Source organism: Zhongshania guokunii, assembly GCF_040892635.1.
In the GTDB taxonomy this organism is placed as follows: domain Bacteria; phylum Pseudomonadota; class Gammaproteobacteria; order Pseudomonadales; family Spongiibacteraceae; genus Spongiibacter; species Spongiibacter guokunii.
The window spans coordinates 176,140-196,551 of the sequence record NZ_JBFRYA010000001.1; the positions used below are offsets into that span (position 1 = coordinate 176,140).

Below are 20,412 nucleotides of genomic sequence, written 5' to 3' on the forward strand. Positions count from 1 at the left end.
TTTACCGTTAGTTAGAGCTTGCCAGTGCTTGTTGTTTTAAGGTGCTGGCCAGTTCCTCGCCCAAGTATTTTTCAATAAGGTAGTGCACGCCATACAGCACCGGCGTCATGACTACTGCCATCAAAAACTTGTAGATATAGTTCACCACGCCTATCGCGAAAACCAGCTGTAAACTCCAATCGGCGCCTATATAAAAAGCGATGAATAACACCACAAAGCTGTCGATAAACTGGCTAACGAGGGTTGAGCCGGTGGCGCGCAGCCATATCCAGCGCTCGCCAGTGATTTCTTTTACCCGATGAAAGACCTGCACATCAATAATTTGGCCAAGCAAAAAAGCCACCAGTGAGCCGAGAATAATCCACAGGCCCTGACCAAATACCAGCTTAAATGCCGCGTCGTAATTGCTTACTAGCGCCCGTAAATTATCTTGTTCGATTTGGGGTAGTGCCGGATTAATGTGTGATTGGGGCCAAAAATCGGCGGGTACCAAGCGAATACCAATAAAGAACATGGCAAAGGCGTAAACAATTAAACCGGCGGTGAGATAAGACAATAATTGCACGCCGCGCTTGCCGTAGTACTCATTAATAATGTCGGTAAGCACAAACACAAAGGGCCACAGCAAAACCCCCACGGTGAGGTTGAATGAGAGGTGCTCAATGCCAAATATATTCAGGTCCAGCGGGTTGATGCCGAGGCTGTGTTCTAGCGAGAATATTTTTACACCGATCAATTCGGCAATCAGGGCGTTCGCCACAAAAAAGCCGCCCAGCAGAATAAACAGGCGGGTGGCCTTATTGTTAAGGGTATTGTTAATCATGGACGTATCCTAGTGGCGAAATCGCTGAGCGGGAATACTGGCGCCGAAATGAGGTAATATGGCGGTTCAACACATTTTACATTAATTGGCGTTGAGCTAAAGGCTTTGTATTTTACAGGCTTGGTATAGTGCAGCGACGAGTGTATTGCTAGGTGAGTTTCTATGTTCGATAAACACCCCGCGCCCTTGGTGCTAATCACCGGCGCCTCGCAAGGTATTGGTGCAGCGATTGCCAAGTGCTTTGCCACGGCAGATTTCCCCGTGCGCCTCGCGCTTGTTGCCAGAACCGCTAGCCGCTTAAAACAGGTCGCCGCCGAATGCACTGGCGCAGAAGCGGTAAACGTTTACGCTGTGGATGTTAGCGATGCCGAGCAGGTTGCTGAATTCGCAAAAACTCTTAAAACAGAAATGGGCGACGTAGACGTGCTCGTCAATAACGCTGGCAGCTGGCTGGGCGCGAGTATTGTCGATATGGCTGTTGCAGACTTTGACCGCATTATTGCCGCCAATTTACGCAGCACCTTCTTGCTATCTAAAATGGTATTGCCCGCCATGATGGCGCGCCAATCGGGAGATATTTTTACCATGTCGTCAACCGCGGGCTTTGAAGGCTACGCCGGTGTGTCGGCCTATTGTGCGGCCAAACACGGGGTTAGCGGCTTTACCAAGGCGCTGCGCGAAGAAGTGCGGGGTGCAGGGGTGCGGGTGTGTTGCGTGTCGCCAGGGCCAACTTACTCGCCATCGTGGCAGGGCAGTGGGGTGAACAAAGAGCAGTTGATGCCGGCAGAAGATGTGGCTAAGGCATTTTTAGAAATTTATAAGCTAGATCGCAATGTGGTGGTAGAGGATATTGTGTTGCGCCCACAAGCGGGTCATATCACCAGCAACTAATCCAATAGCGTAAAGCGGCTGGCTGGCAATCCACCGCTTATTGTTAACTACGTATTTTAGAAAACTCCTCGTCCATACGCATAAACATATAAATTCCCATTTTATTTTCTTCCTCAGAAAAGTTTGCGTTAATGCGCTTAATCACCTCGCAGGCACTGGCGATCATTTCGTCGCAGTGTTGTTTGCCGGCTGGGGTCATTTCGATTAGCTTTTCGCGGCCTGAATTTGGGTCTTCCAGAATAGTGATGTAATTCAATGGCTCTTTGGCAAGCGCACGTAGCGCTTTAGAAACGCTGCTGCTGGTAATGTCATACCAGTTGGTCATCAATTTAACGATGTCTTTGCGACGAATAACAGACTCATCTCGGCGCTGCGCTTCCGACCGCAGAATCCACATAATCACGGTTTGGTGGCGATCTAGGCGGCCACACTCCATTAAGCCGGCCTCAATTTTCATCCCTATCGAAAAATGGATGGGGTAGAAATAGTCCAAAAACATATTGGGTGCATTATCTGCTGTAACAGGTACGTCGGCAGCGGTTTTCCAATGGTTTTTCAAAGCGAGCCTCAATATATTGATTTGTATGTGAATTTAGTGACGAAAGCAGTCTAGTGTCAAGATATTTGAATTAAGGTACTTGGTTTATTGGAAACTATTTCCTGTTGACACTATTTCTTATAAGTATTACATTTCGTGAAAATGATAATACGAGTAAGCAATGAACACTTTATCTTTAGACTCAAATTTACAGGCGGCCTTTGGCACGCTTCGCCGTGGCTATGCCGATGAGCGCTTTCCCAGTTTAAAGACCCGCGTAGACCGGCTCACTCGTTTACGGGCGTTGTTGGTAGAGAACGAAACTGCGCTGTGCGCTGCGTTGTCAGCCGATTTTGGCTATCGCTCGGCAGATCAAAGCTCCTTTGCGGAAATTACCACCACCATCAAGTCGGTGAATTACGCCCTTAAGAATCTTAAATTTTGGATGCAGGCTTCGCGGCGCAGCCCCGATTTCAGCCTGTGGCTGAGTGGTGCTAAAACCTTGACCCAAGCCTTTCCAAAAGGTGTGGTGGGTATTGTCAGCCCGTGGAATTTCCCGATAAATCTTGCGCTGTCGCCGCTGGTGTCGGTGTTGGCGGCGGGCAATCGGGCCTTAATAAAACCTTCGGAATTTACCCCAGCCAGCTCGGCCTTGCTTGCGGAGCTTATTGCCAAATATTTTGCCGACACCGAGGTTGCCGTGGTGTGTGGTGAGGCGGCGCTGGCGCAGCAATTTGTAACACTGCCCTTTGATCATCTTATTTATACCGGCGGTGAAACCGTGGCCCGCCATATTATGGCCGCAGCAGCCGTTAATTTGGTGCCGCTAACCTTGGAGTTAGGCGGCAAGTCGCCGGTGATTGTTAGCGAGTCTGCCAACTTAAAAAAGACCGCGCAGCGCATCGCCTTTGGCAAGTATTTCAACGCTGGCCAAATCTGTATTGCCCCAGATTATTTGATGATCGCCGCCGACCGGCTCGAAGAGTTTCTTAACTGCCTGCGCGAAGCGGTAGCAGCAATGAACGCCAACGCCGGCTCGGTAGACAGCGTCACCGTGATTAACGACCGCCATCGTCAGCGCCTGGCCGGATTGGTGGCCGATTCTGCGGCGCAGGGCGCGCGGGTCGTCAGCTTTGGCGATGACATTGGCGAACACGCTTACCAGCTGAATATTGTTATTGATGCCCCTGCAAATACCAAAATCTGTAGTGACGAAATTTTCGGGCCGCTGCTGCTTATTAAAACCATCGGTAATTTAGACGAGCAACTATCTGAAATTCGCCGTGGTGGCCACCCTCTGGTGATTTATTACTTTGGTAGCGATGACCGCGAATTTAAGGCTATTGCCGAGCAGACTTGTTCTGGCGCACTAGTAAAAAACGACGTGATATTTCAATACGCCAATGATGACCTGCCCTTTGGCGGGGTGGGCCGCAGCGGTATGGGTAAGTATCGCGGCCTCGACGGCTTTAATGAGTTTTCACATACACGGGCGATATTTAAGTCTGGCTGGCTGGATATTTCCGGCTGGGTGACGCCGCCCTACACCCCCCAGTTCAGAATACTTAATAAAATAATGAGGAAGATATGAGTAGTCATGTACTTGAAAATAGCGCAGATGATTTGAGCCTAGTCGTTGCCAATATGCTGGCGCCGGAATGTATTCAAAATCCCTATCCGGTGTATAAAAAACTCCGTGGCCAGCCGCCGGTAAATGGTTTGCTCGACTACCCGCCGGGCACAGTGCCAGGGGTGGATACGCCATTTCCCGCGTGGGTGATTACCCGCTATGCAGATGTGGACTATGTGCTTAGCAATCCCGATATTTTTTCATCGGAAGATCCTATGCAGGCAAATTCCAGTGCGCCGAGCTTAATGTTGGTCAATCACGATAAGCCGCGCCATACCGAATTGCGCAATCTCGCCAAAATGGCGTTCACCCCTAAGCGAATTCACGACAATATTGTGGCGCGATTGCGCAATGACGTTAGCACAATTATCGACCACAACCTTGGCGTAACCATCGATTTTATGACCGAGGTCGCGGGGGTGATTCCCGCTATGGTAATGACCTATTTGATGGGCTTACCCAAAGAAGATTACAAAAAACTCGTGCGCTGGGCCAATGCCTTTATGGTGTCTTCAGATTTTACGCCCGAAGAGCGGCAAAGCTGTAATGAAGAGTTATTCCATTACTTTGTTGCCAAAGTGGGGGAGCGCTACCACAACATAGAAGCGGGTAATGAGGTTACAGACGACTTAATGACCGCCTTTATCACCGCCGAGTACGAGGGCAATGGCCTGAATAAGGAAGAGGTAATTTTGTTCTGCATCACCTTGGTGGTGGCTGGCGCCGAAACGACGACCTATTTCCTCGGCAATTTGATGGGCGTGCTGCTAGAAGACAACAGCTGGTTTGAACGCCTCAAGCAAGACCGCAGTTTAATTCGCCCCTTTATGGAAGAGAGTCTGCGGCGCGATGGTCCGCCGCAGCGTTTATTCCGCTGTGTTACACAAGACTGCGATATTGGTGGCCAGCAGATTAAGTCTGGCGATTGGGTGGCCTTTTTTATGGCTGCGGCCAATCACGATGAGTCGGTATTTGAAAATCCCGAGCAATTTAATATCAATCGCAAAAATGCCAACAAACACTTCACCTTTGGTCGTGGTATTCATCATTGCTTGGGCGCGCCTTTAGCGCGTATTGAAGGCGAGATTATGTTGAATATGATTTTAGATAAATGCACCGGAGTGGAGGGCAGCTTGTTAAATTCTAGCCGTCAATCCGGCGGTTTACTGGCCTATGGCTTTAGTACCTTGCCCTTAAAATTAGCGTCAAGCTAACTTGGTAAACGCGTTTCGAATCAATAATGATGGTATTTAATAAAAGGAAATAGCAATGACTGATAGCGACGTAAAGACTCTTGAAGCAGCCAACTTAGCCCTAACCAAAGAAATTTTTGTGCGCTTTGGTAGTCACGATGTCGATGGCATTGTAGAGCTGCTACACGATGAAGCGACCATCGAGTTTTACGGGCCAGCGGCGATCCCTTATGCCGGTGAATACCATGGCAAAACCGAGTGCCGAAAGTTTTTTAGCACGGTGTTGTCGTCTGTAGATATTCATGTGTTTGACGCCGATGAATTTATTTGTGAGAACGACAGGGTGATTGTGGTTGGCAAACTTAGACTGACCACCAAAACCAATGGCAATGAAATTAAGTCGCCCTTTGTGCATGTGATTACCTGCAAAGACGGACGCTGGTTGTGGTTCCGCGACTTTATGAACACCGCCGTTGCACAACAGGCGTTTGCTCCCAATGGCGTTTAATCATCGCAGTGTTTATCGCTCAGATGTCGGTTTGTTCGTGCTGCTGGCCACGCCGGTGCTCAATGACTATGTTGTCGAATTGTTATTGGGTTTTGGCGAAAGTGATATTTATCGCGGCGGCGCCAAGGCTGCGATAAATACCTTTGTTGGGGTTGCTGGGGTGCTTGGGCTTGGCTTTGCGCTATTACGGCTGCAATTGGCAGATTCGCGGGCAATAGTCGGTATTAGCTTGTTTGTAAAAACGAGCGCCGCAGCTTGGTTGTTGTTTGCCTATATGCAGGGCGTGTCGCCGGCGTTTATGGCCTTGGCGGCAGCCGATTTTATGTCGGCGCTGCTTTTATTGAGGGCATTAGTGAGTCGAAATGAGTCTTAATTTATAAGCTAATAAAAGCAAACCTATAAAAATTGCAATGTATATAACAATAAATAGTTTTATAAAAATGGTGAGTGCCCAATGAGAATTCAATACAAAAAACTGTGTTTAGCAATGATTGCAAGCGCGGGAACGGTGGCTTCTGTTCCCAGCATGGCCGCTGGCCAAGGCAGTCGTTTAATAGAAGAGGTGATGGTTACTGCCCAAAAGCGCGAGGAAGATTCCCAAGATATTCCCATTATGATTAGCGCCTTTAGCAGTGAAAAACTCGATGCCATGGGCGTGGAGTCGACAGCCGATTTACAAAAAGTAACGCCTGGCCTGACCTTTACTTATGCCTATGGCTACACGGTTATTTATTTGCGTGGGGTGGGCAGTGATGCGTTTTTGCCCAATGCAGACCCCAGTATTGCCACCTACATCGACGGCATTAATATTGGTCCTAGCCAGGGTAAGCAAGACACCCTTGGCGCAGTAAAACGGGTGGAAGTACTTAAAGGCCCGCAGGGCACCTTGTTTGGTCGCAATGCCACTGGCGGCGCCATTAGTATTATTACCGAAGATCCGCCAGAGCAGTTTGGTGGTTACTTAAAAACTGAATTCGGTAACTACAACGCTCGGGAAAATCAGCTCTATTTCGGCCTGCCAATTGGTGAGCATTTTGGCGCTACCGTTTCCTTGTTTGAGAGCTATCAAGATTTGTACGGCCGCAATGAAGTTTACGGTGAAGCTGGGCCAATGCGCGATGAGTTTGCCGAGGGCGCCCGTGTGAAATTGCGCTGGGACCCTACCGACAGCTTTGCCATGACCTTAATTGCCGCATACGGAAACCAGTTTTCGAGCAATTCGCTGTCTCAGGAAAACACGCGGCCATCGCCGCTATTGGGTGGCGGTGTAGAGCCAGATGAGCTAGATCGGGTGTGGCACAATAATGATCTGGGCGGCAACTCCACCATGAACGAACTCTACGGCGGTATTGTTGAGTGGCATCCTGGTCCGGTAGACGTGAAGTTTATTTACTCAGAAAATTACGCGGTGGTTGACGAGGCCCATTACGATTTAGACTCTACCGAAAAAGCCGAGGCCTATTTTTACAGCGCCGATCAGTTTAATGATCAGAAAACCTATGAATTGCAAATCTTATCCAATGAAGACACTTGGCTGGCCGACGACGTTGAGTGGGTAGCGGGGCTTTATCGTTTAGAGGGCGAGGGCGGTTTTGGCAGCTTATACCTCACCTTGAATGCGGCCGGCGTGGCGGCGTCTGCACTGGGCTTGCCGAGTTTGTTGGCGCCAATTATTGGCCCGCTATTAAACTCCACGCCAGATATTGTGCTCGGTAACGGCGGTATTCTCACCACCGAGTCGAATTCTGCGTATGCGCAGGCAACGTGGTTTACCACTAATTGGTTAAATATTACTGCGGGTGTGCGCTATCAAGAAGAAGTGCGCGGCATTACCAATAGCTATTTAGACGTGGTTAGCCCGCTGGCGGGTGACCCGCCAAACGAGTATTACCGCTCCGGTGATCGCTCGCAAAATACTCGGCTCTCTAATTTTAGCGCGCCGGATTTAGAAGAGAATACCGTGTCGCCGCGTATTGCCCTGCAAATATTCCCCACAGAGAATATCCAGTTGTTCGCCTCGGCGCAGCGTGGTTACAAAAGCCCTACCTACAATATTGTTAACTTCTTTACTAACCCCGACCCAGTCGAGCGCGAAGAGGCCACCGCTTTTGAGCTGGGGATTAAGACGGACTTGATGGATGGCACACTGCGTTTAAACGGCGCGTTGTTTAAAACCAAAATAGACGGTTTGCTCACCGCTCTGGTGGCGATTCCCTCTGGCGGGGTGGTGACGTTTAAAAACGCCGGTACTGGCGAAATTGAAGGGGCCGAGATTGACTTCCAATGGCAGCCAATGCCGAGTTGGAATGCGGGTTTAGTGATTACCGGCGGTGCCACCTATTTAGATGCGATTTATACAGACTATAAAGACGGCGCTGGCTTTGATGACGACACCGGCCTGTACTTTGGTTCCGATAGCCTAGTGGGCGACACTTCTCGTGACTTTAGCGGCAACCGCATTGTGCGCACGCCACGCTTTAGCTCCAGTGTGTCGGCCAACCAGTTTGTGAGTTTAGGGGATATTGGCGACCTCGAGTTTGGCGTTGACTACTACTTTAACGGTGGCTACAACACCACGCCGCAAAACTCGCCCTTTTACGAGCAGAGCCAATTCGAAACTTGGTCTGCGCGAGTTTCTTATTTTTACGATCCCCTCGGCTTGCAGCTAACGGGCTTTGTAAATAATGCGAAGGACGAACAATACACCCAAGCAATGGTGCAGCAAGACTTTGGTCGCACCGTTACCCTAGCGCCGCCGCGCACATATGGTCTGCGGCTAAAGTGGGATTTTGGCGGTTAATGATGCTTGCCTTGCCGGAGCCTCTACCTGTGGGACGATGGGCGAGTGCTTCGGTTTTTTAATAATACTGAAAAGGATGAAGTGATATGACAAAGATAAAAAATTACGCTTGCTTAAAGCGTACCCTTGGATGTTTCACCTTGTCGTTAATGGTGAGCTCGGTGAGTTTTGCCCAAGAGGGCGTGGCGAATTTGTTCAGCCTGAGCGCGGGTCCTGGTGCGGCGTTGTTTGCACCAGTACTGGACTTGGGGCTGTTGCCGCGCAGTGTACAAAACGGCGGGGTGGTGTTTCAGACTGGTGAAGATATTGTACTGGGCGACTTAGGGCCGGTAGGGACGGTAATTGGTTTGGGCGGGCCATTAAAGGGCCAATTAATTCCGGTGCTGGATGTGCTAATGGAGAATCCACTGGGCCTGGGTGATTATTTGCTGGCGGGGGGTACGCTAATTTCTACTGAGCTTGCGCTGCCGCCAATACCGATTGTAAACGCGCCATTAACGGGCTTGTAAGCTCAGCGTAGCAAAGGTCTTAGCATTCCCTCTAGGCCGTTGAGTTTGATTTCGTACATGAGGCCCAGCTGCTCGCCAAGCTTTCCTGCCGGAAAACCCTGTTTGTGAAACCACACTAAATAGGGCTCCGGCAACTCTAGTAATTTTCGGCCCTTGTATTTACCAAAGGGCATCACTTGATTAACCGCGTCGATCAATTGCTGAGGGTTCTGCTCAAGATCCATTAGTGCTCGCCAGTGATATTGTTGTCGGCAAGGGCGCTACTTTCTGAGCTTTGCCACAAACTGGCGCCTAGGGCGATGAGCCGCAGCTGCTTTTCGGCAAGATTGATCAGCTCCGCGTCATCTTCGCCGCGGGGTCTCGCCATCAATTGTTGGTTTACGATTTGAATCATGGACCTGATCATTAAGTTGGCGAGCATCCGTAAATCGGCCTCACTCCAGTTTTCATTGGCAACGATGCGACCTAAGTCACGGGCGAGTTCCGCCTCTAATTGTTTGAATTCATCATTGATTGCGTCGCGGACACAGGCAACACCACCAAAGGTTTCGCGAGCAATAAACTGAAACTGACGGCGGTGGGCGCGCACGTAAGTGATAAATGTCTCTACTGAGCGGCGAATGATCAATTCTTTTGGCAGCGGGTTGGCGCGTACGGTGATAAGCATCGCGCGCAGTGTGCTGAAAGAGGATGTCACCAGTTCCAGTCCAAGGGTATTCATGTCTGGAAAATGTCGGTAAAAGGCGCCGGGGGTAATGCCAACCTCGCGGGTGACCTCACGAAGACTAATCGCATCGAAACTCTTGTCGCGGCTAATGAGTTCCAGTACCGCTTCGAGCAGTGCCTGACGTGTGTTGATCAGGGTGTCACTGTGGCTGCGGTGGCGTTTTTGGGGGCGACTCATTGAGCGTACTCTGGCTGTGCTAGGTTAATGGGTTTAAGTGTACAAGCCTCAGCAGGCTGAGGCTACGACTTGTATTTAAACCTAGCCCAGGGCTAGAGGTTTTAGGCTGCTAAAGGGCGTGGCGTATTGCGTGGTGGTAGCGCTAACTTAAAGATCTTCATCCATACCGTGGCGTACTGGCTATATAGCGGGCCAGTATTGTAGGGCAGGCCGTATTTTTCGCAGATTTGGCGAACTTCTACTGACATTTCTGCATAGCGGTGAGCGGGTACATCTGGAAATAGGTGGTGTTCAATCTGGTGCGACAGATTGCCACTCATTACATGGAAAAGCTTGCCGCCGCTGAGATTGGCTGAACCAAGCAATTGCCGGTAATACCATTGGCCGCGACTTTCGTTTTCGCAGGATGCTTCGGTGAAGGTGTGTACACCGTCGGGAAAGTGGCCGCAAAAAATTATGGAGAAGCTCCAAATATTGCGTATAACACTCGCGCTGGCATTGGCGGCTAGAATGATCGGAAAGAATGGCCCAGCTAGGGCGGGATACAGAATAAAGTCTTTTCCCCAAATTTGGGCAGTTTTGCGAAGTGACTGCTTTAACTTTGGCCACACGTCTTTAAAGGTTTTGCGGCCAGCGCGAAGACTGTCCATTTCGACGTCGTGTAGGGCAACACCCATATCAAAAAGCAGCATCAGCAATGTCGCGAAAACTGGGTTGGCAAGATAGGCTGGGTGCCATTTTTGCGCGGGATCCATGCGTAAGATTCCGTAGCCGATATCCCGATCTTTACCCAAAATATTGGTATAAGTGTGGTGCTCGTAATTATGTGAATTTGCCCACTGTGAACCTGGACAGTTAGTGTCCCAGTCATAGTGGCGTGAATGAAAGCGTGGGTCGCCCATCCAGTCGTACTGGCCGTGAATGATATTATGGCCAATTTCCATATTGTCGAGAATTTTGGCAATGCCAAGCCCAATGCTACCGGCGCTTAATAGCAACCAGAATAGCGGCCAACTGGCGATGTTTAGTGCAATACTAAAGCCGAACAGCTCGGCGGGTAAAAATAACAGCGATGCAAAAATACTAAGGCGAGCGCCAATGGTGAGCAGGTCGTGAATTCGCATCAGTTTTTTGATGTAGCGGGCATCACGCTCGCCGCGATCGGCAAGGGCGCGCTGCTTTACGGCTTCTATTTCGCTGCCAAAGGCATCGAGTAACTCTGGATTCATTGTTGTGGTATTCGAATTCATTCTAGTTTCTCCTGTAATGTGGCTCACTATATGGCGAGGCTGACATCACCAAGTGGCTGGGAAATACACAGGCGAATATATTCTTCGCCGTGGCTTATTTCACCGCTATTCATATTGCGTACGCTGCCTTCGGTTTTAAGGCAGCTACAGCTGTGACAAATGCCCATGCGACAGCCCGCTTGGGGCTGTAGACCAGCGGCTTCGGCTTGTTCCAGCAAATTGCGATTGTCGCTGCTTACTTCACATTGGCTGCTTTTAAAAGCCAGTTTGCCAACGACCTCGGTATTCCCCGATACATTGATTACCGGCTTAAAGCGCTCGGCGTGGAATTTTTCGGCGTGGCCAAACTGTTTATATTCCTCGCTTACGGCCTGAATTAAAGACTCCGGCCCGCAAACAAAGCACTCGGGTAAGCTCACTGCTGCGGTGTGCGCACTAAGGGTGTTTTGAAAACTCAATGCCTTGAGTAAATGATGCTGGTTGAAATGGCCACTCAACTCACTGCTGCCATCGCTAAAAACGGGTAACAGCGAGAAATGTTGATTGGCGCTGGCAAGTTCTTGTAGGCGCTTAATGAAGATGGTGTCGGCTTCGCTGCGGTTGTAGTAGAGCAGGGTGATACCGCCTTGGTAGCCCTTTTTTAGCGCTGCTTCTACCATTGCCATGATTGGCGTAATACCGCTGCCAGCTGCGATCATTAGCATGGCGTCGGGCAACTGCACCGGTAAAACAAAGTCGCCCATCGGCGGCGATAAACGGATTATGTCGCCCACGTTTAATTTGCTGTTGATGTGCTTGGAAACCAAGCCATCGGCCTGCGCTTTTACGGTAATCGCGAGGTGGCCAGCGCGGCGGTTTAAGGAGTAGCTACGGCTATGCAAGCGACCGTTAATTTCGATATACAACTGGCAAAATTGACCTGAGCGAAAGCCCGGCCAGTCGCCATTTGGCGAAAGCTCTAGTGTTACTGAATCGCTGGTTTCACGGTGAATTGCAGTGATATAAGCCGGGATTCGATTCTGATCCAGCGACCACATTGGATTTAATGCCTCTAAATAACGGCCCATGCCATTGGGGGCTGCGAGGGCATTAATTAGCCGAGAGTCGGCAATTTTCCGCCAAGTACTACGCGATGGATTGGTGCTGAGGTTCATTGCTTTCTCCTTGTGGTGGGGCCTGCTAAAAGATTTATTTGTGAACATGTGTGCACTTTATGGGTGGCAAGGTGTTAAGTCAACAGGTGTTCACAAATAATTAATATGGTGTTCTAACTCGCTTGTATGGCTTTTTTTATTTAAATATTTGAAAAATATAGTTTTTATTGGATATCTGATAGCAATTACGGTAATTGATCTGCTGCTGCGGCGAATTATTACCAATAAATTTACGGCGATATGCTTGGCTACTGAATTGCCAGCGGTATGTGTAACTGGGATTGCCAATAACAATTCTGTTAAACTTCGCCCCCCAGTATCCGCCTAGAACGAGATTGAATATGACGGAACAAGCTTCTGCCCAGCAGGTGGTTCGCGATCATTTGGCCAAGATCCACGAGCAGCCTCAGGTGCCCGCCGCTGAGCGCGTTGAATTGCGAGACAAAATTAAGCGTTTATTGAACGAGCGCAATGCAGTGCTGGTTGCCCATTACTACACCGACCCAGAGATTCAGGCCTTGGCCGAAGAAACAGGCGGTTGTGTCTCCGACTCATTGGAAATGGCCCGTTTTGGCCGCGACCATCCAGCATCGACCTTGATTGTTGCTGGGGTCAAGTTTATGGGCGAAACCGCAAAGATTTTGTCGCCAGAGAAACAGGTGTTTATGCCGACCTTGGAGGCAACCTGCTCTTTAGACATCGGCTGCCCTATTGAAGAGTTTTCGGCATTCTGCGACCAGCATCCGGACCGCACGGTGGTGGTGTATGCGAATACGTCTGCTGCGGTAAAAGCGCGAGCCGACTGGGTTGTGACCTCGAGTATTGCGCTAGACGTTGTAGACCATCTCGACAGCGAAGGCCAAAAAATTCTGTGGGCGCCAGACAAACACCTCGGTGATTATGTGCGCCGCGAAACCGGCGCCGATGTTTTACTGTGGGACGGCGCCTGTATTGTTCACGAAGAGTTTAAAGCCCAAGGTATTCTCGATCTTAAAAAGGTCTACCCCGACGCCGCGGTGCTGGTGCATCCCGAGTCGCCAGAGAGCGTGGTCGCGCTGGCTGATGTAGTGGGTTCCACCACTCAAATTATTAACGCGGCGCGGGATCTGCCCAATAAGCAAATGATCATTGCCACCGATCAGGGTATTTTCTACAAGCTGCAACAGCTGGTGCCGGATAAGGAATTTATTATTGCGCCCACGGCAGGCAGTGGCGCGACTTGCCGCAGCTGCGCAAATTGCCCGTGGATGGCCATGAATGCCCTCGATAACCTCGCCTATGTCTTAGAACATGGCGGCAATGAAGTGCATGTTGACCCCGCCCTTGGCGTGCAAGCCATGAAGCCGCTCACGCGGATGTTGGACTTTGCCGCGGCCAAGCCCAAGTCTTGAGTAGCTCGCCAGCAGCGCCAGTATTCTTCAAAACCAGCGCCGCCTGCGATGCCATGGCGGCGCGCTTGGGTTTAACCTTAGTTAAAAAATGGCTCCCCGACCCAGAACAGCTGTATGTTTTTTTTGAGCAAGGCCGCTTGGGCATCGGCCTAGCGCCATCGCAAAGAGAAAACCCGGTCGCCGTAGATTTTGCCTACGCACTGCAGCACCGCCACCCCGGCAAAGAATTATTAATCAAAGCGCTAGGCGGCAAGCGGCCGACGGTGGTAGATGCCACCGCCGGTCTCGGCCGCGACAGTTTTGTGATGGCCAGCAATGGTTGCACGGTAACAATGTGTGAGCGCATGCCGGTGGTCGCTGCGCTGTTAGAAGACGGCTTAATGCGCGCCAATATCAGTATTGATACCATGGAGTTTGCCGCGAGAATGGCCTTGGTGAAGGCTGGCGCGGTGGACTATCTTGAACAACTCGGCGAGGGCGACTGCCCCGATGTGGTGTATTTAGACCCGATGTTTCCGGTGTCGGGTAAATCAGCCTTGGTTAAAAAAGAAATGCGACTCTTCCATTCTCTAGTAGGTTTGGATGAAGACAGCGCCGCTTTGCTGGATATTGCCCTGCAAAGAGCGCGGCATAGAGTGGTGGTTAAACGCCCGCCGAAAGCTCCGTATTTAGCCGAGCGCAAACCTCAGCTGTCGGTGGCGGGCAAGGCGGTGCGCTTTGATATTTATCCGCTTAGGGCGTTTCCTAAGTAACTGGAAGCGGAATGCTATACGTTAGACGATGAACGCAAAAGCTTGGCCTAGTGCTGGTTTCTTAATATTAGGCTAGCAACTCTTTTAACATTCCCTCATACATCAACGACAGCTTATCTAAATCTTCGGCTTTAACGCATTCATCTACTTTGTGGATGGTGGCGTTAACGGGCCCGAGTTCGACCACTTGCGCGCCTGTTGGGGCAATAAAGCGGCCATCGGAGGTGCCGCCGGCGGTAGATAAAATGGTGTCCTTACCCGTTACCGCTTTTATGGCGTGCTGGGCGGCTTCTACCAGCGGGCCTTCTGAGGTGAGGAAGGGTTGGCCGCTTAGATTCCAGTCTATTTGGTAATCCACACCGTGGCTGTCGAGTATGGCATGGGTGCGTTCTTTTAATATCTCGGCGGTGAGTTCGGTTGAAAAACGAAAGTTAAAAACCACTTCCAGCTCGCCGGGAATGACATTGGTGGCGCCAGTGCCGCCATTGATATTGGATATTTGGAATGAGGTGGCGGGGAAGAAATCATTGCCTTCGTCCCACTGCTCCGCAGCCATCGCCGCGAGTGCTGGGGCGGCTACATGGATTGGGTTGTTGGCTAAATGTGGGTAAGCGACGTGGCCTTGGATGCCCTTGACCGTCATTACGGCGCCCAGCGAACCACGGCGTCCATTTTTAATTACATCGCCAACATGGTCGGTTGAGGACGGTTCGCCAACCAAACACCAGGTGATTTTTTCGTTTTGCTGTTCTAGCCACTCAACTACTTTTACGGTGCCGTTAATCGCTGGGCCTTCTTCGTCGCTGGTAATTAAAAAAGCGATACGGCCGCTGTGGTCGGGATGGGCGGCAACAAAGTTTTCGCAGGCGGTGATCATCGCCGCGAGGCTGCCCTTCATGTCGGCGGCGCCGCGGCCCCGTAACATGCCGTCTTGAATTACCGCATTAAACGGCTGGGTTTGCCAGTTGGCGGCGGGGCCAGTTGGCACTACATCGGTATGACCAGCAAAGCAAAATATTGGCCCGCTGCGGCCGTGTACCGCCCAGAAATTGTCAACGTCACCAAAGCGCAGCGATTGGCACTCAAAGCCAATAGCGCTTAGCCGCGCCATCATAATGGTCTGGCAGTCGGCATCGGCAGGGGTCACCGAGGGCCGTTCAATGAGCTCGCAGGCGAGTTGCAGGGTTGGGGAGAGGGCTGTCATAGAGTGTCGGCTTCTGTAGCGTAAATTGGTGTTGCGGCGGGCGCAGAGATAAGCGGCGTATTCTAGCAGAAGTTTGGCAGTGGGCCGAATACCTCAGGTGCTCAGTGGCGTAGTTAGCCATATTAGACGCCGCTTTTGGCGACTAAAATAATTTTAAAGCTGTCATAAAACCGTCCCGAAACTGTCATTGCTCCCCTATAGCATTCTCTTTGCCGCTGGCGAGGTGGCTTATATACCTAACAGTGTAAAGGGATTGAGATATGAATCGTTATATAAAACAGCATGGCACGTATTCGAATCAATATCAGCAGGGGCTTAGGGCTGAAATCTCTCGGCAGGTCGATGATTTTTTAAATAAGGGCGGCAAGATAGAACAATTGCACGGCCCGCAGTTTCAGCCCCACAGGGCGGTGCGCATAAGCAATGCGCTAATCACTGAAGCCTTGTAACAGAATAATAAAAAAACGCTGGTTAGCCCTAGAATATAGGGCCCGCCAGCGTAATTGATTACGTTATGCGCTTCTGACCTGAAAGCCTTAGAAGATAATTAGGCAAGCTCTAATTGCCATGACAAGCAAGGCTAGTGAAGTCAGCACAAATAGGCCAAAGCGGACCAAGACGACATTCGTTGTGGCGTGAACCAAGCTGTGGACGATACGACCACCAACATAAAACCACGCCAATATTAGGTTCAAACCTTCGCCTGCACCAAGCATTGCCAAAACCAAGGCCGTTGCATAGAAAATGGTGGGTTGTTCCATTAAGTGGTTGTAGTTGTCGGCCTTCCATTGAATGTGGGGAGGCATTTTCTCGCCTAAATCTTTGGTGCGTTTACCTGCATCGCGCCCTAGCTTTAATTTGGGAATGGCGGGTAGGCGGGTCCCGGCCATCCAAAACATCATCACAAAGCTCCACAGCACCAAAATCATAACCGGCGCTAAAATTGCTGAGGGTTCAAACATAGTGGTTTCCTTCTTATTAAAATGTCGCTAAGAGAGCGGTTATTGTACCGCGAGTATTACGTTGGTGTGCAGCTGTTGGATGTCCTGCAGCTGCCGTAGTTTAGTGTACCTTACGTTCGCTGGCACTGCTTTTGCGCTTGCCCCTTGGGGTATCAAGCTCAAATTCTATCCAATTCATATTATTGCCGGGCAGGTAGCCGACGCTGCGCAGCTTGTCGCGAATCAATTGCTTTAAGGCCAAGCCCTCGGCGCTGCTAGCAATTGCTTTAAGGTCGGCGTCGGGATCGAACACGCAGCGCACGGTTAGGCTCTGTTGAATGTTGCCGTAGTCCAATTCATGGCTGAGCCAGCGGAAATCAGCAATACTGCTCAGGGCCTCGTCGCAGGCTTCGGTTAATACCTCAATAATGTCGTTTTCGGCTTTCTTGTCTTTTTTACGCATAGTACTGGCTGATCTTGGGGATTCGGGTTGCCCAGTATAAGGGAAATACCAGCGTAAAGGGGGCACAGCGGGAGGTGTCGCACTTAGTTGGGGATTTGCGGTCAGAGGCTTAGTGATGATCTTTCTTACCTAGATTCAGTGGCTTGTAAGGGGCGTCGTTTTAATTTGTTTCATTGAAGGACTTAATTATGAAAATAAAAGCGCTTTTAGGAATTATGTTGGCCTCGGGCGTGCTACTGGCTACCGCGCCGGCAATGGCTAAGCAAGAGGGCAAGTCTCTGCCACCTGGCTTACAGAAAAAAGTGGCTGAGGGTCGCTCACTACCGCCAGGGTGGCAGAAAAAGTTGGCGGTGGGCCATCATTTAGACCGCGATATATACAGTCATGGTCGCATCGTTGATCCTGTCGATAATTACGGCTATATCACTGTCGAGATTGAAGACCGGCGCCTGCGTTTACTTGCTGCCACTTTAGAAATTATTGAAATTTTGCACTAACTAAGCGTACCGGTGTTTTCGCTATATCCGTTTATAAAGAGGTGGGCAAATGAAAATTCACGGCAAACTTAATTATCTTGAAATGGCTGCGGTGGATATAGAGGCGACCAAGGCATTCTTTAGTAGTGCTTTTGATTGGCACTTTACCGATTATGGTGCAGATTACACTGCTTTTTCTGACGTAGGTTTAGATGGTGGTTTTTACCGCGCGCCACTGTGTAGCAAAGCTGAGCAGGGCGGCGCGTTGCTCGTGTTTTATAGCAGCACCTTGGAGGAAACCCGCAATGACGTAGTGCGCGCTGGCGGCATTATTCTCAAGGAAATTTACGATTTTCCTGGCGGCCGCCGTTTTCATTTTGCCGAGCCGAGCGGTAATGAATTTGCGGTGTGGTCTGAGCCTGCGTAAGTCATTAAGGCCTGTTGGCTCAGGCCTTTTCTTCTTGCCACTCAGTTTCGACAGCCTTGTTCGCATAGGCTTCATCGACCCATTCAGGATGCTTGTAAAGAATGCGTAGATCTTTATAGCGCCATACGTCTTGCGCCATTTCTACCCAGCCGTGAGTCTGTAAATACCAAGGGTTATACGGTTTGGCCGGCATATGAGTGACGCCATATTTAATTTCACCGGCATCGCTTTCGTCGCGGAAAGTATTGAATATTCTGTCCCAAAAAATAAAGATACCGCCAAAGTTGCGGTCGATCTGTGCAGGGTTACTGCCGTGGTGTACTCGGTGGTGAGAAGGGGTGTTCATGAATTTTTCTAAGAAACCTAATCTGCCAACTTGCTCAGTGTGCAAAAAGAATTGGTAGAGTAAATTGCCTTCAATTGCGAATAACACCCAGTCTTTATCAAAGCCAATTAAGGCGGCGGGTAACCACCACAATATCCAGGTGCCCGACAGGGCGAAGGTGAAATTTTGACGCAGGGCGGTTGAAAAGTTCATGTGCTCTGAGGAGTGATGGGTTATATGGCCACTCCAGAACCAGCGCACTTTATGCATCATGACGTGGTTTACAAAAAAGCAGAAATCTATAAATACGATCAGAGCCAAAATACTGAGTACTGAGGCCTCGGGCTGCCACTGTAAACCCCACTCGTAAACACTTAAATAGAAAGCCTGTATAAATAACGCAATGGCGATGCCATCGACCACTTTGTAGGAGAATCCCGCCGCCAAATTGGCCAGTGTTTCGCGGGGGTGGTAAACCCCAGTTTGGCCAGTTTTACGCACATAAAGGTATTCGGCGCCGATAACCGCGAGGAATAATGCGCCAAAGGCAGTGACAAAAAACAGGGCGTGGAGAACGTCTTGCACGGTAAATCCTCGTTGTCGTAATTATTGAGCTACTAATACCTTACTCTTTGAAGTGTAGAGGATAAGTGGAATTATTGGGTAGAGATTGACTAAGCCAGACAGATTTTTGACATTTAGCGCCAATATGCCGATGATGTTTGTTTCTAATGGTTGGTGTTAGGAGTCGCAAACGTGACGACATTACAGCTAGCGCAATTGCAGGTAAGCGGGGATTTAGCGGGTTTACTCCGCGATTTCATGGAATCTGAGGGCGATATACACTGCGAGCTGTACACCCAATTACAGGCCTTTAGCGCCAGTAGTCGAATTAGTTTTGGCCAGTGGTGGGCTTTGTTAAGCCGCCTGCGGCAACGCTTTCCAACGCGTCACATCGGCTTAGAGCTGGGCCAGCGAGTTCGACCTGCGCACCTGGGTATGCTCGGCTATTTAACCCTTGCCAGCGACACCGTGGCGGAGGCTTTGTTGGAGTTTCAGCGTTATCAAGGCTTACTTCACGACGGTGATCGGGCCAGTATTGAGCTGCTTGAAGAGCGTATGGTATTGAGCTGGAGCGCTAATTACGGACCATCGACGAATTTATCGGATGAGGTATTGGTTGGCGGTCTTCTGCGCTTCGTGCAGTTGATGACCGGTCGCGACGATTTGCGTCCCCTCGCCGTGGACTTCACCTTTGTCGCGCCACTAGATACTCAAGCTTATATTGATGTGTTTGGCGCGCCAGTCCGGTTTGGACAGGCTTGTACCGCATTGGAGTTTCCGGTCGCGTATTTGGATTTGCCGGTAAGCAATAGCGATCCAGGTCTGAAATTATTGCTAGAGCGTCAGGCCCAAGCCGCGTTGGCGGTGCTGCCGCATAGCGAGGGCTTTATGCAAGGCTTGCGCAGAGCGCTGTTGCGGGCTATGCAGAGTGGCCGCGCCAATTCGGCGCAGGTTGCCACCAGCCTGAATATGTCAGAGCGAACTTTATTTCGACGGCTTAATGAGCAGGGCCTGAGTTTTAAAGTGATTTTGGCGCAAACCCGTACCCAGTTGGCTCAGGAGTATCTGCGGGACAAGCGGCTGACCTTAAGTGAAATTGCTCTGCTATTGGGCTATTCGGAACAAAGCGCGTTTAATCGTGCTTTTAAACGCGAGACGGGCTTGTCACCGCGTCGCTACCAGCAGCAAGCCGACGGCACTTAGTTATTTTTTGCGGCATTAAATAGCTTGCGCAGGGTTTCGACCCGCTCGCGATTGACCTCGAAATCGTAGTAGCCAAGGTATGAGGCGCTGCGCACCTCAGCCCGATTCGTATTTGGCTGATAGCGCAATTCGATATCGTCGCGGTAGCGCATAATTGCGCTGTGAGTGACGGCGTGCAGGTAATTAGCTTGGCGCTCGACTACTTTAGTGCGAGGCATGTTGAGCAGCGTTTCCTGCAATAACTGCCACTGCTCGGCGGAGTTAACGGTAAGAGCTGCGATGTGCTTGCTGCCCACCTCCAAGCTCGACACACAGCGTGGGGCGCTGGGGCAGGGGCCGAATTGGGTGTTGGCAGCATTTTGCATTGGTGCTGTGCTACAGGCGCTAAGTGCGCTGGCGGCGAGTAGGATGATTGATTTATACATTTGCTCTCTCCTGAACTCGCCTTAGATACGAGTCGCGTAAA

At 50.4% G+C, this 20,412-nt stretch carries 24 protein-coding genes; 13 read left to right on the plus strand and 11 right to left on the minus strand.

The features are described 5' to 3' along the window. Positions 1-7: 7 nt before the first annotated feature. A complete protein-coding gene (locus tag AB4876_RS00735) occupies positions 8-823 on the minus strand; it encodes a queuosine precursor transporter (RefSeq protein ID WP_368379747.1) in 816 nt (271 codons plus the stop codon). 162 nt (positions 824-985) lie between these two features. Between AB4876_RS00735 and AB4876_RS00740 the strand changes: the two genes are divergently transcribed. Beyond that, complete coding sequence (locus AB4876_RS00740) at positions 986-1,714, plus strand: SDR family oxidoreductase (RefSeq protein WP_368379748.1); 729 nt, start codon at positions 986-988, stop codon at positions 1,712-1,714. A 43-nt stretch (positions 1,715-1,757) separates the two neighbouring features. Here AB4876_RS00740 and AB4876_RS00745 read toward each other — a convergent pair whose 3' ends face one another. After that, entirely contained in the window at positions 1,758-2,273 is a 516-nt protein-coding gene (locus tag AB4876_RS00745; protein ID WP_301030225.1) for a winged helix DNA-binding protein, read from the minus strand. Between the two features lie 160 nt (positions 2,274-2,433). Between AB4876_RS00745 and AB4876_RS00750 the strand changes: the two genes are divergently transcribed. From AB4876_RS00750 to AB4876_RS00775, 6 genes are all read left to right on the plus strand, one after another. Next, on the plus strand, positions 2,434-3,843 hold the full coding sequence (locus AB4876_RS00750) for an aldehyde dehydrogenase family protein (protein ID WP_368379749.1): 1,410 nt from the start codon (positions 2,434-2,436) through the stop codon (positions 3,841-3,843). Continuing rightward, on the plus strand, positions 3,840-5,096 hold the full coding sequence (locus AB4876_RS00755; protein ID WP_368379750.1) for a cytochrome P450: 1,257 nt from the start codon (positions 3,840-3,842) through the stop codon (positions 5,094-5,096). The genes AB4876_RS00750 and AB4876_RS00755 overlap by 4 nt, the downstream gene beginning before the upstream one ends. Positions 5,097-5,151: 55 nt before the next feature. Then, entirely contained in the window at positions 5,152-5,583 is a 432-nt protein-coding gene (locus AB4876_RS00760) for a nuclear transport factor 2 family protein (protein WP_368379751.1), read from the plus strand. Then, positions 5,573-5,956 (plus strand): hypothetical protein, encoded by a 384-nt coding sequence (locus AB4876_RS00765; protein WP_368379752.1) that lies wholly within the window; start codon positions 5,573-5,575, stop codon positions 5,954-5,956. The genes AB4876_RS00760 and AB4876_RS00765 overlap by 11 nt, the downstream gene beginning before the upstream one ends. Positions 5,957-6,037: 81 nt before the next feature. Further along, positions 6,038-8,383, plus strand: coding sequence for a TonB-dependent receptor (locus AB4876_RS00770; protein WP_368379753.1), 2,346 nt, complete (start codon positions 6,038-6,040; stop codon positions 8,381-8,383). Positions 8,384-8,469: 86 nt separating this feature from the next. After that, positions 8,470-8,892 (plus strand): hypothetical protein, encoded by a 423-nt coding sequence (locus AB4876_RS00775; RefSeq protein ID WP_368379754.1) that lies wholly within the window; start codon positions 8,470-8,472, stop codon positions 8,890-8,892. 2 nt (positions 8,893-8,894) lie between these two features. Here the strand turns inward: AB4876_RS00775 and AB4876_RS00780 are convergent, their stop codons facing one another. The 4 genes from AB4876_RS00780 to AB4876_RS00795 all read right to left on the minus strand — a co-directional run bounded on the left by AB4876_RS00780 (position 8,895) and on the right by AB4876_RS00795 (position 12,200). Next, on the minus strand, positions 8,895-9,116 hold the full coding sequence (locus tag AB4876_RS00780) for a DUF3820 family protein (protein ID WP_008246857.1): 222 nt from the start codon (positions 9,114-9,116) through the stop codon (positions 8,895-8,897). Continuing rightward, positions 9,116-9,796, minus strand: a complete 681-nt coding sequence (locus AB4876_RS00785) for a TetR family transcriptional regulator (protein ID WP_368379755.1) — start codon at positions 9,794-9,796, stop codon at positions 9,116-9,118. Before AB4876_RS00785 ends, AB4876_RS00780 begins: the two co-directional genes overlap by 1 nt. Before the next feature lie 101 nt (positions 9,797-9,897). Beyond that, positions 9,898-11,046, minus strand: coding sequence for a fatty acid desaturase family protein (locus AB4876_RS00790; protein ID WP_368379756.1), 1,149 nt, complete (start codon positions 11,044-11,046; stop codon positions 9,898-9,900). Between the two features lie 26 nt (positions 11,047-11,072). Next, a complete protein-coding gene (locus AB4876_RS00795) occupies positions 11,073-12,200 on the minus strand; it encodes a ferredoxin reductase (protein ID WP_368379757.1) in 1,128 nt (375 codons plus the stop codon). Positions 12,201-12,541: 341 nt separating this feature from the next. Here AB4876_RS00795 and nadA point away from each other — a divergent pair, with 341 nt between their 5' ends. Together nadA and AB4876_RS00805 are read left to right on the plus strand one after the other, a co-directional pair. Continuing rightward, positions 12,542-13,591, plus strand: coding sequence for a quinolinate synthase NadA (gene nadA / locus AB4876_RS00800; RefSeq protein WP_368379758.1), 1,050 nt, complete (start codon positions 12,542-12,544; stop codon positions 13,589-13,591). Next, entirely contained in the window at positions 13,588-14,343 is a 756-nt protein-coding gene (locus tag AB4876_RS00805) for a class I SAM-dependent methyltransferase (protein WP_368379759.1), read from the plus strand. The genes nadA and AB4876_RS00805 overlap by 4 nt, the downstream gene beginning before the upstream one ends. Positions 14,344-14,410: 67 nt before the next feature. Here the strand turns inward: AB4876_RS00805 and dapE are convergent, their stop codons facing one another. Next, complete coding sequence (gene dapE / locus AB4876_RS00810; protein WP_301030237.1) at positions 14,411-15,547, minus strand: succinyl-diaminopimelate desuccinylase; 1,137 nt, start codon at positions 15,545-15,547, stop codon at positions 14,411-14,413. A gap of 260 nt (positions 15,548-15,807) precedes the next feature. Between dapE and AB4876_RS00815 the strand changes: the two genes are divergently transcribed. Then, entirely contained in the window at positions 15,808-15,996 is a 189-nt protein-coding gene (locus AB4876_RS00815; protein ID WP_301030238.1) for a hypothetical protein, read from the plus strand. A gap of 87 nt (positions 15,997-16,083) precedes the next feature. On the opposite strand, the gene AB4876_RS00820 is transcribed toward AB4876_RS00815, so the two are convergent. After that, a complete protein-coding gene (locus AB4876_RS00820; protein WP_368379760.1) occupies positions 16,084-16,509 on the minus strand; it encodes an MAPEG family protein in 426 nt (141 codons plus the stop codon). Between the two features lie 100 nt (positions 16,510-16,609). Beyond that, positions 16,610-16,951 (minus strand): hypothetical protein, encoded by a 342-nt coding sequence (locus tag AB4876_RS00825; RefSeq protein WP_368379761.1) that lies wholly within the window; start codon positions 16,949-16,951, stop codon positions 16,610-16,612. Positions 16,952-17,139: 188 nt separating this feature from the next. Here AB4876_RS00825 and AB4876_RS00830 point away from each other — a divergent pair, with 188 nt between their 5' ends. Both AB4876_RS00830 and AB4876_RS00835 read left to right on the plus strand, forming a co-directional pair. Further along, the gene (locus tag AB4876_RS00830; protein ID WP_368379762.1) at positions 17,140-17,448 is read left to right on the plus strand and encodes a hypothetical protein; all 309 of its coding nucleotides are present in this window, start codon (positions 17,140-17,142) and stop codon (positions 17,446-17,448) included. Positions 17,449-17,497: 49 nt separating this feature from the next. After that, the gene (locus AB4876_RS00835; protein WP_368379763.1) at positions 17,498-17,854 is read left to right on the plus strand and encodes a VOC family protein; all 357 of its coding nucleotides are present in this window, start codon (positions 17,498-17,500) and stop codon (positions 17,852-17,854) included. Positions 17,855-17,873: 19 nt separating this feature from the next. On the opposite strand, the gene AB4876_RS00840 is transcribed toward AB4876_RS00835, so the two are convergent. Then, complete coding sequence (locus AB4876_RS00840; RefSeq protein WP_368379764.1) at positions 17,874-18,764, minus strand: sterol desaturase family protein; 891 nt, start codon at positions 18,762-18,764, stop codon at positions 17,874-17,876. 171 nt (positions 18,765-18,935) lie between these two features. On the opposite strand from AB4876_RS00840, the gene AB4876_RS00845 reads away from it, so the two are divergent. Next, entirely contained in the window at positions 18,936-19,946 is a 1,011-nt protein-coding gene (locus AB4876_RS00845; RefSeq protein ID WP_368379765.1) for an AraC family transcriptional regulator, read from the plus strand. Here the strand turns inward: AB4876_RS00845 and AB4876_RS00850 are convergent. Beyond that, complete coding sequence (locus AB4876_RS00850; RefSeq protein WP_368379766.1) at positions 19,943-20,371, minus strand: DUF1499 domain-containing protein; 429 nt, start codon at positions 20,369-20,371, stop codon at positions 19,943-19,945. The two genes, AB4876_RS00845 and AB4876_RS00850, sit on opposite strands and share 4 nt — an antisense overlap. Positions 20,372-20,412 lie beyond the last annotated feature (41 nt).

What these genes read in the sequence shown, in the direction of transcription:
- AB4876_RS00735 (WP_368379747.1), bottom strand. Translation starts at nt 823, where the DNA reads ATGATTAACAATACCCTTAACAATAAGGCCACCCGCCTGTTTATTCTG.
- AB4876_RS00740 (WP_368379748.1), top strand. Translation starts at nt 986, where the DNA reads ATGTTCGATAAACACCCCGCGCCCTTGGTGCTAATCACCGGCGCCTCG.
- AB4876_RS00750 (WP_368379749.1), top strand. Translation starts at nt 2,434, where the DNA reads ATGAACACTTTATCTTTAGACTCAAATTTACAGGCGGCCTTTGGCACG.
- AB4876_RS00755 (WP_368379750.1), top strand. Translation starts at nt 3,840, where the DNA reads ATGAGTAGTCATGTACTTGAAAATAGCGCAGATGATTTGAGCCTAGTC.
- AB4876_RS00760 (WP_368379751.1), top strand. Translation starts at nt 5,152, where the DNA reads ATGACTGATAGCGACGTAAAGACTCTTGAAGCAGCCAACTTAGCCCTA.
- AB4876_RS00765 (WP_368379752.1), top strand. Translation starts at nt 5,573, where the DNA reads ATGGCGTTTAATCATCGCAGTGTTTATCGCTCAGATGTCGGTTTGTTC.
- AB4876_RS00770 (WP_368379753.1), top strand. Translation starts at nt 6,038, where the DNA reads ATGAGAATTCAATACAAAAAACTGTGTTTAGCAATGATTGCAAGCGCG.
- AB4876_RS00775 (WP_368379754.1), top strand. Translation starts at nt 8,470, where the DNA reads ATGACAAAGATAAAAAATTACGCTTGCTTAAAGCGTACCCTTGGATGT.
- AB4876_RS00780 (WP_008246857.1), bottom strand. Translation starts at nt 9,116, where the DNA reads ATGGATCTTGAGCAGAACCCTCAGCAATTGATCGACGCGGTTAATCAA.
- AB4876_RS00785 (WP_368379755.1), bottom strand. Translation starts at nt 9,796, where the DNA reads ATGAGTCGCCCCCAAAAACGCCACCGCAGCCACAGTGACACCCTGATC.
- AB4876_RS00790 (WP_368379756.1), bottom strand. Translation starts at nt 11,046, where the DNA reads ATGAATTCGAATACCACAACAATGAATCCAGAGTTACTCGATGCCTTT.
- AB4876_RS00795 (WP_368379757.1), bottom strand. Translation starts at nt 12,200, where the DNA reads ATGAACCTCAGCACCAATCCATCGCGTAGTACTTGGCGGAAAATTGCC.
- nadA (WP_368379758.1), top strand. Translation starts at nt 12,542, where the DNA reads ATGACGGAACAAGCTTCTGCCCAGCAGGTGGTTCGCGATCATTTGGCC.
- dapE (WP_301030237.1), bottom strand. Translation starts at nt 15,547, where the DNA reads ATGACAGCCCTCTCCCCAACCCTGCAACTCGCCTGCGAGCTCATTGAA.
- AB4876_RS00815 (WP_301030238.1), top strand. Translation starts at nt 15,808, where the DNA reads ATGAATCGTTATATAAAACAGCATGGCACGTATTCGAATCAATATCAG.
- AB4876_RS00820 (WP_368379760.1), bottom strand. Translation starts at nt 16,509, where the DNA reads ATGTTTGAACCCTCAGCAATTTTAGCGCCGGTTATGATTTTGGTGCTG.
- AB4876_RS00825 (WP_368379761.1), bottom strand. Translation starts at nt 16,951, where the DNA reads ATGCGTAAAAAAGACAAGAAAGCCGAAAACGACATTATTGAGGTATTA.
- AB4876_RS00830 (WP_368379762.1), top strand. Translation starts at nt 17,140, where the DNA reads ATGAAAATAAAAGCGCTTTTAGGAATTATGTTGGCCTCGGGCGTGCTA.
- AB4876_RS00835 (WP_368379763.1), top strand. Translation starts at nt 17,498, where the DNA reads ATGAAAATTCACGGCAAACTTAATTATCTTGAAATGGCTGCGGTGGAT.
- AB4876_RS00850 (WP_368379766.1), bottom strand. Translation starts at nt 20,371, where the DNA reads ATGTATAAATCAATCATCCTACTCGCCGCCAGCGCACTTAGCGCCTGT.